The 14,237-nt window shown below is 37.0% G+C and carries 11 protein-coding genes and 1 pseudogene; 6 read left to right on the top strand and 6 right to left on the bottom strand.

From position 1 onward, the window contains the following. Window positions 1–96 precede the first annotated feature (96 nt). From ACKXGU_RS01160 to ACKXGU_RS01150, 3 genes and pseudogenes are all read left to right on the top strand, one after another. Window positions 97–1,957: pseudogene (locus tag ACKXGU_RS01160) on the top strand (DNA topoisomerase IV subunit B). Continuing rightward, entirely contained in the window at window positions 1,954–2,439 is a 486-nt protein-coding gene (locus ACKXGU_RS01155) for a hypothetical protein (RefSeq protein WP_463466254.1), read from the top strand. The pseudogene ACKXGU_RS01160 and the gene ACKXGU_RS01155 overlap by 4 nt, the downstream one beginning before the upstream one ends. Continuing rightward, window positions 2,439–5,108, top strand: coding sequence for a DNA gyrase/topoisomerase IV subunit A (locus ACKXGU_RS01150; RefSeq protein WP_463466253.1), 2,670 nt, complete (start codon window positions 2,439–2,441; stop codon window positions 5,106–5,108). Before ACKXGU_RS01155 ends, ACKXGU_RS01150 begins: the two co-directional genes overlap by 1 nt. 6 nt (window positions 5,109–5,114) lie before the next feature. On the opposite strand, the gene ACKXGU_RS01145 is transcribed toward ACKXGU_RS01150, so the two are convergent. Next, window positions 5,115–6,608, bottom strand: coding sequence for a YfcC family protein (locus tag ACKXGU_RS01145; RefSeq protein ID WP_463466252.1), 1,494 nt, complete (start codon window positions 6,606–6,608; stop codon window positions 5,115–5,117). 67 nt (window positions 6,609–6,675) lie between these two features. On the opposite strand from ACKXGU_RS01145, the gene ung reads away from it, so the two are divergent. Then, window positions 6,676–7,341 (top strand): uracil-DNA glycosylase, encoded by a 666-nt coding sequence (ung, locus tag ACKXGU_RS01140; protein WP_463466251.1) that lies wholly within the window; start codon window positions 6,676–6,678, stop codon window positions 7,339–7,341. Between the two features lie 297 nt (window positions 7,342–7,638). Here ung and ACKXGU_RS01135 read toward each other — a convergent pair whose 3' ends face one another. Genes ACKXGU_RS01135 through ACKXGU_RS01115 form a run of 5 tightly spaced genes read right to left on the bottom strand, consistent with a single transcriptional unit; the run spans window position 7,639 to window position 11,582 of the window. Further along, window positions 7,639–8,496 (bottom strand): substrate-binding domain-containing protein, encoded by an 858-nt coding sequence (locus ACKXGU_RS01135; protein WP_463466250.1) that lies wholly within the window; start codon window positions 8,494–8,496, stop codon window positions 7,639–7,641. Continuing rightward, on the bottom strand, window positions 8,493–9,365 hold the full coding sequence (locus ACKXGU_RS01130; protein ID WP_463466249.1) for a nucleoside phosphorylase: 873 nt from the start codon (window positions 9,363–9,365) through the stop codon (window positions 8,493–8,495). Before ACKXGU_RS01130 ends, ACKXGU_RS01135 begins: the two co-directional genes overlap by 4 nt. After that, window positions 9,335–10,297, bottom strand: coding sequence for a DUF1835 domain-containing protein (locus ACKXGU_RS01125; RefSeq protein ID WP_463466248.1), 963 nt, complete (start codon window positions 10,295–10,297; stop codon window positions 9,335–9,337). The genes ACKXGU_RS01130 and ACKXGU_RS01125 overlap by 31 nt, the downstream gene beginning before the upstream one ends. Continuing rightward, entirely contained in the window at window positions 10,298–10,627 is a 330-nt protein-coding gene (locus tag ACKXGU_RS01120) for a translation initiation factor (RefSeq protein WP_463466247.1), read from the bottom strand. 4 nt (window positions 10,628–10,631) lie between these two features. Continuing rightward, entirely contained in the window at window positions 10,632–11,582 is a 951-nt protein-coding gene (locus tag ACKXGU_RS01115) for an isopenicillin N synthase family dioxygenase (protein WP_463466246.1), read from the bottom strand. Window positions 11,583–11,706: 124 nt separating this feature from the next. On the opposite strand from ACKXGU_RS01115, the gene ACKXGU_RS01110 reads away from it, so the two are divergent. Both ACKXGU_RS01110 and ACKXGU_RS01105 read left to right on the top strand, forming a co-directional pair. Next, complete coding sequence (locus tag ACKXGU_RS01110; protein ID WP_463466245.1) at window positions 11,707–13,713, top strand: alpha-ketoacid dehydrogenase subunit alpha/beta; 2,007 nt, start codon at window positions 11,707–11,709, stop codon at window positions 13,711–13,713. A gap of 75 nt (window positions 13,714–13,788) precedes the next feature. Then, entirely contained in the window at window positions 13,789–14,196 is a 408-nt protein-coding gene (locus ACKXGU_RS01105) for a 3D domain-containing protein (protein WP_463466244.1), read from the top strand. The last annotated feature ends 41 nt before the right edge of the window (window positions 14,197–14,237 follow it).

Here is a 14,237-nt window from a genome sequence, read left to right as displayed (position 1 = left end):
ATTGGCTTTTTTTTGTTAATTACTTTACGGTTTTGCGGTTTCATTTTTTAATGTGAAAATGTATATTAGCAACGTCTCAAAAAAATCCGCATCATAATGGCCCAAGAAACCAAATATACTGAAGAAAATATACGCTCACTCGACTGGAAGGAACACATCCGCATGCGTCCCGGAATGTATATCGGGAAACTGGGTGATGGTTCTTCGGCCGATGATGGTATTTACATTCTTCTAAAAGAGGTTCTGGACAACTCCATTGACGAATACGTGATGGGAGCAGGGAAGACCATTGAGATTTCGGTGCATGGCAACAAAGTCACCGTTCGCGATTATGGTCGTGGTATTCCTCTGGGAAAAGTGGTAGATGTGGTGTCTAAAATGAACACGGGTGGAAAGTACGACAGTAAGGCTTTTAAAAAGTCGGTTGGGCTTAACGGTGTTGGTACCAAAGCGGTGAATGCCTTGTCCAGTTATTTCCGTGTGGAATCAACAAGAGACAACAAATCAGCTTCAGCCGAATTTGAACAAGGAAACCTGACCAACGAAGAGTTGTTGGATGATACCTCACGTAGAAAAGGAACCAAGGTGTCTTTCGTACCAGACGATACCATCTTTAAGAACTACAAATACCGTAATGAGTATGTGGTAAAAATGCTCAAGAATTATGTGTATTTGAATCCCGGTTTAACCATCGTGTTCAATGGTGAAAAGTATTATAGTGAAAATGGCCTAAAGGATTTATTGAGTGAAAACATCAAGGATTCTGATTTGCTGTATCCAATCATCCATTTAAAAGGTGATGATATTGAAGTCGCCATTACACATAGTAAAACCCAGTATTCTGAAGAGTACCATTCCTTTGTAAACGGTCAGAATACCACACAAGGCGGAACGCATTTAGCAGCCTTTCGTGAAGCCTTGGTAAAAACACTCCGTGAATTCTACGGAAAGAATTACGATGCATCTGATGTGCGTAAATCAGTAGTTGCTGCGGTTTCCATTAAAGTGATGGAACCCGTTTTTGAAAGTCAGACTAAAACCAAGTTAGGTTCAACAGACATGGGTGGCGATTTGCCAACGGTACGAACTTATGTGAATGATTTTTTAAAAACACACCTCGATAACTATCTGCACAAAAACCCAGAAGCTGCTGAAAAGATTCAGCGTAAAATTTTACAAGCTGAACGGGAGCGTAAGGAATTATCAGGCATTAGAAAGTTAGCAAAAGACAGAGCCAAGAAGGCCAGTCTTCATAATAAAAAATTACGGGATTGCCGCGTGCATTTTGGTGATACCAAAAATGAACGCAATCTGGAAACGACGTTGTTCATCACCGAGGGTGATTCGGCTTCTGGTAGTATCACCAAATCCCGTGATGTGAACACGCAAGCGGTATTCAGCTTAAAAGGAAAGCCATTAAACTGCTATGGCTTGAGCAAGAAAATTGTCTATGAAAACGAAGAGTTCAATTTATTGCAGGCCGCATTAAATATTGAAGAATCCTTGGAGGACTTGCGTTATAACAACGTGGTAATCGCCACAGATGCCGATGTAGACGGTATGCACATTCGTTTGCTATTAATTACCTTCTTCTTGCAATTCTTCCCAGAACTTATAAAAGAAGGCCATCTCTATATATTGCAAACGCCTTTATTCAGGGTTCGGAATAAAAAAGAAAACCATTTACTGCTATTCTGATGAAGAGCGTATCAATGCTATTGAAGAGTTAAAACCAAAACCAGAAATCACCCGATTTAAGGGATTGGGTGAAATATCACCCGATGAGTTTAAGCATTTTATAGGCGAGGATATTCGCTTGGACCCTGTGATGTTGGATGATGATATGTCTATTGAAGAACTTTTGGAATTCTACATGGGTAAAAACACGCCCGACAGACAAGAGTTCATTATCAATAACCTCAAAGTTGAACTGGATTTAGTAGACGAAGCTTCATGAGAACCAATAACGAAAAAGTAAAGGGTGTAATTATTGGCGTGTATTTCATCATGATAGTCTTGGCTATCACATCCATCTTTGTATTTAATGCTGTGACGGGAATGGAGGTTAATCCATTGATTCTATTTTTGGTAGTTGTTGGTATTTTTGGCGTGTTATTTTTTATAGTACATCGCGTAGCCAAATACTTTGAATATGACAGTGATGGTGCCAAATTGATTGTCATCAACAAAGGCTTATTGTTATCTGAACGATTCAACTATCGTGAGCATAAGTTGGAATGTGATAAATCAGAATTGGTCGGTTTTAAAATGTACGATTTTTTTATCTACAGAGAATTGGTATTACTCATTAAATGGTCAGGACATGAAACCATAAAACGCTACCGATTCAATATTACCTTGGTCGCGAGAAAAAAGCGCAAATACATGAAACAATCATTGAGTAAAACGGTTAAACTAAATAAAAGAGCAACTAGTTAATGAGCGAAGAGAACGACGATTTGTTAAATGAACAGGAAGAGAATAACGAAACCATTACCAGGGTTACTGGTATGTACAAAGATTGGTTTCTGGATTATGCATCATATGTAATTTTAGAACGTGCCGTTCCAGCGATTGAAGACGGATTCAAACCCGTCCAACGCCGGATTATGCATTCTATGAAAGACCTCGATGATGGTCGTTATAACAAAGTAGCGAACATTGTGGGTCATACCATGCAATACCATCCACACGGTGATGCCAGTATTGCCGATGCTATGGTTCAGATTGGCCAAAAAGATTTATTAATTGATACCCAAGGTAACTGGGGAAATATATTGACTGGCGATAGTGCTGCTGCATCACGTTACATTGAAGCTAGACTATCCAAGTTTGCGTTAGATGTTGTTTACAATCCGAAAATAACCGAATGGCAAGCATCTTATGACGGCAGACGCAAAGAACCCGTAAATTTACCTGTCATGTTTCCATTGCTCCTTGCACAAGGAGGTGAAGGTATTGCGGTTGGTTTATCAACTAAAATCTTACCACACAACTTCATAGAGCTGATTGATGCTTCTGTTAAACATTTACAAGGCAAGCGATTTAAACTGGTTCCCGATTTCCCAACTGCGGGTATTGCTGATTTTACAGATTATAAAGATGGTATGCGTGGTGGTCGTGTTCGCATTCGCGCCAAGATTTCACAGCTCGATAAGAATACATTAGTCATTACCGAAATTCCGTTTGCTACCAATACGTCGTCTTTAATTGATTCGATTCTAAAAGCAAATGATAAGGGCAAAATAAAAATCAAGAAAATTGAAGACAACACGGCTGCCGATGTAGAGATTTTGGTGCATTTACCGTCTGGTATTTCTCCTGATAAGACTATTGATGCTTTGTATGCATTTACCAATTGTGAAACATCCATTTCACCATTGGGCTGTGTGATTGAAGACAACAAACCATTATTTATTGGTGTTTCTGAAATGTTGCGTCGCTCTACCGATAATACCGTTCAGCTTCTAAAGAGTGAGTTGGAGATTAAATTGGGTGAGTTTGAAGAACAATGGCATTTTGCGTCTTTGGAGCGTATTTTCATTGAAAATAGAATTTACCGAGATATAGAAGAGGAAGAAACCTGGGAAGGTGTTATCCAGGCTATCGACAAAGGATTGCAGCCACACATCAAGCATTTAAAGCGTGCCATAACCGAAGAAGATATTGTTCGCCTAACAGAAATTCGTATCAAGCGTATTTCAAAGTTTGATATTGATAAAGCCCAACAAAAGATTGAAGCTTTGGAAGATCAAATAGCGGAAGTGAAACATCATCTGGCTAATTTGATTGATTATGCTATTGCCTATTTTGAGCGTCTTAAGAAAGAGTATGGCGAAGGTAAAGAGCGTAAAACCGAAATCCGCACATTTGATGATGTAGATGCTACCAAAGTTGTGATTAGAAACACCAAGCTCTATGTCAATAGGGAAGAGGGCTTTGTGGGTACTTCGCTTCGTAAGGATGAATACGTCTGTGATTGTAGTGATATTGATGATATCATTGTATTTACGAGAGAAGGTATCATGATGGTGACCAAAGTAGATAGTAAAACCTTTATTGGTAAGGATATCATTCATGTAGCCGTTTTCAAGAAAAAAGACAAACGGACCATTTACAATATGATGTATCGTGATGGAAAAGGTGGCCCAACTTATGTAAAGCGTTTTGCTGTGACTTCTATTACTAGAGACCGAGAGTACGACTTGACTAACGGTAATAAGAATTCAGTAGTATGGTATTTTTCTGCCAATCCTAATGGAGAAGCCGAAGTGGTTACTATTTTCTTAAGACAGGTAGGTAGTATCAAAAAATTGAAATGGGATATTGACTTTGCTGAAATCTTAATAAAAGGTCGTGCATCCAAAGGTAATTTGGTCACTAAATATGCCGTTAAGAAAATTGAACTAAAGGAAAAAGGTGTCTCTACCTTAAAACCTAGAAAGATATGGTTTGATGATACGGTTCAACGCTTGAATGTGGACGGTAGAGGAGAGCTTGTAGGTGAATTTAGAGGCGAAGATCGTATTTTGATCATCAGGCAGTCCGGTTTAGTTAAAACCATTATTCCAGAAGTGACAACGCATTTCGATGAAGATATGATTGTCATGGAAAAATGGATTCCTAAAAAACCGATTTCTGCCATTTATTATGATGGCGAAAAGGAACGTTATTTCGTCAAACGCTTCCTAATAGAAAATGAAAGTAAGGAAGAAAGTTTTATTTCAGATCATCCTAATTCGCAACTCGAGATTGTTTCAACCGATTGGCGACCTATGGCGGACGTTGAGTTTACTAAAGAGCGTGGCAAGGACCGTAAAGACAATATGGAGGTGAATTTAGAAGAGTTTATTGCTATAAAAGGTATAGGAGCACTAGGTAATCAATTGACAAAAGATAAAATCAATCAAGTAAGTTTATTGGATCCATTACCTTACGAGGCTCCAGAAGAAGTCCCAGCGGAAGAGATTGAAGTGGTTGATGAAACGGATGTTTCAGATGAAACCACAGAGGAATCCAAACCAAAAAAGGCTACAAAATCTGAATCAGACGAAAACGAAGAGCCACCTGCTGGATTGGATGACAAAGGACAGATAACCTTATTTTAATATAGCTTACAGATAAACAGATAGGGTCATAACCGCAAGGGTGAAAATAACCAAAATGATAAACAGCGGCATGATGAACTTCAACCATTTGTCATAACCAATTTTAGCGATAGCCAAAGATGGTAATATTAATCCTGTTGGACTGATAAAATATAAAAGACCCATACCGTATTGATAGGCATTAACAACAATTTCTCGACCCACACCAACGGTATCGGCTAATGGTGCCATAATAGGCATGGTTAATACTGCCATCCCTGATGAACTCGGTATAAAGAAAGAAAGACCAGCATAGGTGGCAGTCATGACACTGGCAAATAAACCTTTGTTCATTCCTGACGTCACATCACTCGCATAATATAACATGGTATCACTAATGAGTCCATCGGACATGATGATGGTTACACCTCGCGCAATACCAATAATTAAGGCGACTCCCAATAAGTCTCCAGCACCTTTAACAAAAACCTCAATAAATTTGCCTTCATGGATTTTAATTATGAATCCAATAATAATGGCTCCCACTAAAAACGTAGTCGTCATTTCTAAAAACATCCAATCTAGCATTGATACACCTATAATCATGACAATAAAACAGGCAGAAAACAATAATAAAGCTAATCTCAATCGCCAATTAAATGCCGTAATCTTAACCGATTTCTGGTGGAACAAACTTTCAATTTCTGATTTTTGACTATAAACAATGGATCTTGAAGGGTCTTTTTTAACCCGATTAGCATAACGCAATAAGTAAATAATGCTGATCAGTAATGTTATGCCTAACATAATAGCGCGTCCAATTAAACCAGTTGTCCAGTTAATTCCGGCTGCATTAGAGGCAATAATAGTACTGAACGGATTAATGGTTGAGCACATAGTACCAATGGATGACCCTATAAAGATACAGGCAATGGCTACCAAAGCATCATATTTAGCTGCTAAAAACACCGGAATTAAAATAGGGAAGAAGGCTATGGTTTCTTCAGCAAAACCAAATGTGGTCCCACCGGCAGCAACCAAAACGGTCACTAATATAATCAGAATAAACTCCCGTCCATGAAGGGTTTTGGCCAACCAGGCGATGCCAGCATCGAAGGCCCCTGAATGATTCATGATGCCAATGAGTCCTCCAATAATCAAAACCAAAAATATAATATCAGCCGCATCAATAATACCTTTGATGGGTGATTTTAAGAAGGCGACCAAACCTTGTGGTTGTGCCTCTAATGTTTTGTAGGTATTTGGTATGTTAATGGCTTTGTAAATGTCACCATTAGTAAATTTTTCCAATGGGATAATGACATTCAAAGTCTCCAATGTTGCCTGGGTTGCGGGTAAAGTTTCTGTGGAACCTTCACCAGTTCTGACAAAAGTATTGGAGGCACTATCGTAAAGAAGCGTATCATATTTTCCTGCAGGAACAAAAAAAGTTAAAATGGCAACAAGTCCAGCGATAATTAATAAGATAGTTTGGGCTGAAGGGAATTTCAAATTTTTCAAAGACTTACGTTTTAATAAAACTAAAGATAGTATTAATTTAGAAGTCTCTAAACATTCGCTAAAAAAAATGCAGGTCGATATACACGCTAGCTGGAAGCCTTATCTGGATAAAGAATTTGATAAACCTTATTTTTTTGATTTGGTAAATTTTGTTAAACAGGAATATCACAAGCATACTTGTTATCCTCCTGGCAAACAAATATTCAATGCTTTCAACCATTGCCATTTTAATGATTTAAAAGTTGTCATTATTGGTCAAGACCCTTATCACGGTCCAAACCAGGCCAATGGCTTATGTTTTAGTGTGGTCGATGGCATAGCGCATCCACCATCATTGATCAATATATTTAAAGAAATTGAACAGGACCTACATATCAATTATCCCAAAAGTGGGAATTTGGAGCGTTGGGCCGATCAAGGTGTTCTATTGTTAAATGCAACCTTGACAGTCAGAGCCCATCAAGCGGGTAGCCATCAAAACAAAGGTTGGGAAACATTCACCGATTCTGTAATTAAAACTATCAGTGATCATAAAAAAGATGTCGTTTTTTTACTATGGGGAGGTTATGCCAAAAGAAAATCCAAATTAATTGATACCAGTAAGCATCACATTTTACAATCAGGTCATCCATCACCTTTAAGTGCGAATAGAGGATATTGGTTTGGAAATAAACACTTTAGTAAAACTAACTTCCTGTTGGAGCAAGCTGGGTTGAAGTCTGTGGCTTGGTAGTGTTTTTAGTAACTATGAAGGTAGGCGCTTTGTCAATAGCTTTAGTACGTTTTGTTGTTTTATTACAACTAAATATAAGTAATAGGAAGTTGATGGCAATTAAAACAGAAAGTACTAGAGATATTGTTAATAGCATAAGCAATTTGGGTTTTTTAAACGCTCTATCTAAACAAATATAAACTTTTTGAGTTAAAAATTAAATAATTTTTAACATTTCTAATGCAATATGCCAATTTTAACATAATGATTGCTAGCGTTTTTATAATTTATTCTGAAAATACATGTATCCAAGATGGCTCAAATTACTTTGTGTACTAACGCTTTGTAATTTACCGTATTAGGAATAATCTGCAAGGCCAACAACTCTTTTTGGATCTTGCTGACAATAGATTCGGCTAGTACATCTTGTGACCATTCTGTTATAGACAACCATTCTTGGACATCCTTTAATTGTTGTTCATACCTGTTGGCAATGGTTTTATCAATACTCGGAATCGCTTTAAAATCTTTGGTGGTATTATTGATGATATCCAAAATAGTTTTCAAATCTGATTCACTATTTTCAATAAACTGATCACTTACCGCAATAACAAAGCAGGGCCATGGTGAAGGACATTCGCCAACACGCCTAAAAACGCCATCATCGACTATAGGCTTGGTCGTAAATTTTTCCCACATAAAGTAATCGGCAATACCATTGGTCAAACCTTCAATAGCACCATTCAAATTTTTAATGACCTCAAATCGCAAATCTTTTTCTAAATCCCATTGATTGTTTTCAGCATTAATATATGCCATTAAATGAGAGCCAGAACCATAGCGACTAATGGCTGCTTTAGTGCCTTTTAAGTCATCCACCATGTTGTATTTTGATTCATGTCCCACATGAATCCCCCATATTAAAGGTGATTGTACAAAAGTTTGAACAATTTTTGAGGGATTCCCCTCAATGATATCTTTTATAATGCCTTCTGTAAGAATGACAGCTATATCAATATCTCCATTACGTAAACCTTTACACATCGCACCAGTACCACCATAATAGTCATGCCAACGCAGATTAATATCTTCGGCTTTATATTCGCCATTTTTTAAAGTTAAATACCAGGGTAAATTAAAATGTTCAGGAACACCACCAATTTTAACTGTCTTCATCGGTCTGCAATTTTATCTAGAGCATAAGTTATTAAATCATTAACTATTTGTTTTGGGTTGGCACTAAACTCCCCAGTGGCTCTATTGGCAATTATGGCATTTAACGATAATGCTTCGTGCCCCAATAGCTTGGATAGACCATAAATAGCCGAAGTTTCCATTTCAAGATTGGTAACTCGAATTCCTTCAAATTCAAAAGAATCTATTTTTGAATTCAATTGGTCATCTTGGAGTTGAAGTCTTAAAACACGTCCTTGAGGTCCGTAAAACCCACCAGCGGTTGCAGTCATACCTAAATACATGTCAGGTCCTTTGAATTGCCCTTCCAATCGGTTACTGTTTTCAATAACAAGCGGTCTGGATTTATGACTGTGCCAATTGGTATGTGCAATAAAAGCATCCTCCAATTTTGAATTTCCAATACCATCTAGTTTATAGGCATAAAGCATGCCATTTAAATCTAAGCCATGTGAGCTACAAAGAAATGAATCAATAGGAATATCTTTCTGTAAGGAACCTGAAGTTCCAACTCTCACTATCTGAAGGGATTTATGTTCAGCTTTTGGTAAGCGTGTTTTTAAATCAATGTTGGCTAAAGCGTCCAACTCATTCATGACAATATCGATATTGTCTGGGCCGATACCAGTTGATAAAACTGTAATTCGTTTACCTTTATAAATTCCCGTTTGGGTTTTAAATTCCCGTTTTTGAATGGAGAATTCTATGGAATCAAAGTGTTTTGTAATACGTTCAACCCGATCCTGATCGCCAACAAATATGACTTGATCCGCTAGGTGTTCAGGCTTTAAATTTAAATGATAAACACTACCGTCTGGATTTAGTATAAGTTCAGATTCTTTAATGGGCATGGTACTGGGTTTTTTACGAGTATTTTTCTTTCTTCACTATAATAGTAATCCAATCGGTTTATTCCACCATAGGATATATTGTTATTGATTTCCAGAGCAAAATTATGGGAACTTAAAAGAGCTTCATGCCCCTTTCTATTTAATGCAATACCGTTTTCAGTTTCATTAAAGAAAATGACCAAATTATCTATTAATCTATTAATTTGAGTATCACCATATCCGTAATAACCTTGGTAATTTAGAATATATCCCAATAAATGATGTCTGGAATGAATGTCGTTATCCTTGATTATGGTTAGGATGTTTTTTTCTAAAATTGATAAGCCACTTTTAATATCTGGAAATCTTCCAAAATGAGCTTTAATACAATTGTTTAAGTATTTGAAAGATGATTTTTTTGTGACATAAGGTTTCAATAAATTATGGTCTTTCCCACAGTAGATTCGCCAAATAGTTATGGCTAAATCAATATCTTCTTCAGTCAAAAGAATTTTGGAGTCAAAGTGGTCAAAAAGTTGCTTTTGGTTCAATTCACTTAATCCTTTTAAGTTGCGTTCACCTTCAATATGACCACTGCACACTAAATATATTGGTAATGAAATGGCTTTTTCTTTGAGTAAACTAATAACGGCCAAAAGATTGATGTGACAGAATAAATCGTACTCAAACCAGAGCACAATTTTGGAAAAAGAAGATACATCATCTAAAACTGATAATTCATTGTGAAATTGATACTCATCAATTTCAATATCATAATACGTGCTTAAAAAAGCCTTTCTTAAGTTTAGAAAAGCTGTTGTGTCAATTTGTGATGTAGTACTTCCTTCACATAGCATTTCATGCCAAGTTAGTATATGACCTTTAAAATCCAATTCTTTTAGATAGTCCGTCAGGCTTCCACCATTGGTAATATGGAGTATGGTATTTTCCATTTAGCCGCCTACACGTTTGACCGCAAAGCCTTTATCTTTTAAGATTTCCATAATTTTATCCCGATAATCACCTTGAATAATAATCTTATCGTCCTTGAAACTACCACCAACACTTAAGGTTGTTTTTAATTCTTTTGCCAATTGCTTAAAATCTTCAGTAGCGCCTGTATAACCTTCTAATATGGTTATGGGTTTACCCTTACGTTTTTCATACTTACAGATGATGGGATCGTCCTGTAGCCAAATATCAGATGAGTCCATATCATTGGAATCATCATTTTCTGATACATGATCGGGAAACAGATTTTTTAATTGATCTTTTAAATCCATCAATTTACTTTTTGATAAGGCCTAATTCAATCAGACGCTCATTAAGGAATTCACCTGCGGTTATATCCTCAAATTGTTTTGGATTATCCGCATTAACACAACTTTCCAGTACATCTAATTTCATGTCACTAATTGGGTGCATAAAAAATGGAATGGAATATCGCGATGTTCCCCAAAGTTCCCTCGGCGGATTTATAACCCTGTGAATGGTGGATTTTAATTTATTATTAGTGTGGCGTGATAACATATCACCAACATTTATCATTAATTCATCGGGTTCTGCAATGGCGTCTAACCATTCTCCCTTATGGTTTTGTACTTGAAGTCCGCGACCTTGTGCTCCCATCAATAATGTGATTAGATTTATATCACCATGGGCAGCTGCACGAACCGCATTTTTAGGCTCTTCCAAAATAGGAGGATAGTGTATAGGTCTTAAAATACTATTGCCGTTGTGAATGTAGTTGTCAAAATAAGTTTCTTCCAGTCCTAAGTGTAATGCCAATGCTCTTAAAACATATTTTGCTGTTTTTTCTAACATTCTGTAGGTTTCTTTACCAATTCTATTGAATTCAGGTAGCTCTGCAACCTCTACATTTTTCGGGTATTCTTTTTCTAATGTGGGATTATCCTCAACATATTGTCCAAAATGCCAAAATTCTTTTAAATCGCCTTCCTTTTTACCTTTGGCACTTTCTTTTCCAAATGAAATATAACCACGTTGACCACCGATACCTGGAATCTCATATTTTTGTTTTGTTTCCAGCGGTAAGGCAAAGAAATTTTTGACCTCATCATATAATTTGTCCACTAATGCATCGTCTAAAAAATGCCCTTTGAGAGCAACAAAACCAATTTCTTCGTAGGCCTTGCCAATTTCGTCAACAAACTTTTGTTTTCTAACAGGATCACCTGATATGAAATCGTTCAAATTTACACTGGGTATACTATTCATTATATAAATTTTTAAAGGAATGTATTACAAATGTACGAAAACATTACAAAGTTTAGAACACTTAATTATTCATTCATTTTTAATACCAAATATCAAATTATACTATATTTGACAAACAAATTTTATGAGCTCAAACGTGTCTGCACTAAACAATATAGATTACCAAATTTCGGACCTGAACAATACTAAACTGCTGGAATTATACAAGAATATGTTGAAGCCTAGGTTGATTGAAGAAAAGATGCTGATTCTTCTGAGACAAGGTAAAATATCGAAATGGTTTTCTGGAATTGGTCAGGAAGCCATTGCGGTAGGCGTCACCATGGCCATGCATCAAGATGAGTATATTTTACCGATGCATAGAAATTTAGGTGTATTTACAACACGTGAAATACCTTTACATCGCTTGTTTAGTCAATGGCAAGGTAAGGCCAATGGGTTTACAAAAGGGCGTGATAGATCATTTCATTTTGGTACCCAAGAGTTTAAAATCGTTGGGATGATTTCCCATTTAGGCCCTCAATTAGGCGTTGCAGATGGTATAGCTTTGGCTAGCAAGCTAAAGAACAAAAATCAAGTAACTGCCGTTTTTACGGGTGAAGGAGGTACTAGCGAAGGGGATTTCCATGAGGCATTGAATGTGGCATCCGTTTGGGAGCTACCTGTTATGTTTTGTGTTGAAAACAATGGCTATGGACTTTCAACACCAACTTCCGAGCAGTATCGCTGTGAAAATATAGCTGATAGAGGACTGGGCTATGGTATGGAATCCCATATAATTGATGGTAACAATATTGTTGAAGTATATACTAAAGTAAACGAAATTGCTGAGAGTATCCGAAATAATCCGAGACCTGTTTTATTGGAATTCAAAACATTTAGAATGCGAGGTCACGAAGAGGCTAGTGGTACAAAATATGTACCTCAAGAACTCATGGATACTTGGGCAAAAAAAGACCCTGTTGAAAATTATCAAGCATTTTTAAGAGATTCAGGGATATTGACCGAAGCGGTTGAAGTCGCTTTAAAAGAGGATATTGTTCATGAAATTAATGAGCATCTTCAAATGGCTTTTGATGAAGAACCTATTGTTCCAAGTGAAAGCAATGAATTACATGATGTCTATAAACCATATCAATATCAAGACGTTAAGACGAATTCAGAAACAGTTGAGCTTCGTCTGATTGATGCTATTTCGGAAGGTTTAAAACAATCCATGGAGCAACATCCTGATTTGGTTATTATGGGACAGGATATAGCCGAATATGGTGGTGTTTTCAAAATAACCGAAGGCTTTGTTGAGCAATTTGGTCGTGATCGGGTTCGAAATACACCTATTTGTGAATCGGCCATTGTTGAAGCTGGTATGGGACTATCAATTGCTGGTATGAAAGCAGTTGTTGAAATGCAGTTTGCTGATTTCGTATCTTCTGGTTTTAATCCCATTGTCAATTATTTAGCTAAATCGCATTATCGCTGGTCCCAAGAAGCTGATGTTGTAGTGCGGATGCCTTGTGGTGCTGGTGTAGCAGCCGGTCCATTCCATTCGCAAACCAATGAAGCCTGGTTTACTAAAACCCCTGGTTTAAAGGTAGTATACCCAACTTTTCCTTATGATGCCAAAGGTTTATTGGCTACAGCCATTAATGACCCAAATCCCGTATTGTTTTTTGAGCATAAAGCCTTATATCGAAGCGTTCGCCAAGAAGTACCTAAAGACTACTATACCTTGCCTTTTGGGAAAGCTTCCCTGTTGCGCGAAGGTGACAAGGTAACCATCATCTCCTATGGTGCAGCTGTGCACTGGGCCATAGAAACATTGGATAACAATACCGACATTAAGGCCGATTTAATTGATTTGCGAACATTACAACCTTTGGATATTGATGCTATTTTTGAATCTGTTAGAAAGACTGGTCGTGCAATTATATTACAGGAAGACTCATTATTTGGTGGTATAGCATCCGACATTGCAGCACTAATTATGGAAAACTGCTTTGAACACTTGGATGCTCCCGTAAAACGGGTTGCCAGTATGGAGACACCCATTCCATTTATTGGTCAGCTTGAACAACAATATTTAGCAAAAGGACAGTTTGAAGCAGCACTGAAGGATTTACTGGCCTATTAGTTTGTTTCGGGCTTTAGTTAAAATCTTTCATGGCATTAAAAAGAAACGTATATTTAGGTCAATTAGGCTTTTGACATGTATCGTTTTATTATCCCGTTCTTAATACTATTTCTAGCTTGTAAAGACAATCCTGAAGATAGTTACACTTGGAAAACCCTTCAGGTTACGGCCACTGCCTATAATTCATTAGCATATCAAACCAATAGTAATCCACACATTACGGCTTTTGGAGATAGTCTCAAGCCTGGGATGAAATACATAGCTGTTTCTCGCGATTTGTTGTCTTTAGGATTAAAGCATAACACACCAGTGGCTATCGAGGGTATGGAAGGGCTGTATTATGTGAAAGATAAAATGCATTATCGTTGGAAAAAACGTATTGATATTTATATGGGTACAGATGTTAAAGCTGCCAGAAATTGGGGAAGAAAAAAAGTTGAGATAGCCTATGGCGTTTTAGAATCGCAAGAATCCACAGAATAAGAAAAGTTTTTTTTCGTTACTTTATTGTTTAATCATAACAA

The organism is Hanstruepera sp. CR43, assembly GCF_055227665.1.
Note: the sequence above shows the minus strand (reverse complement) of the source record. Positions and strands in the feature narration are given on the sequence as shown.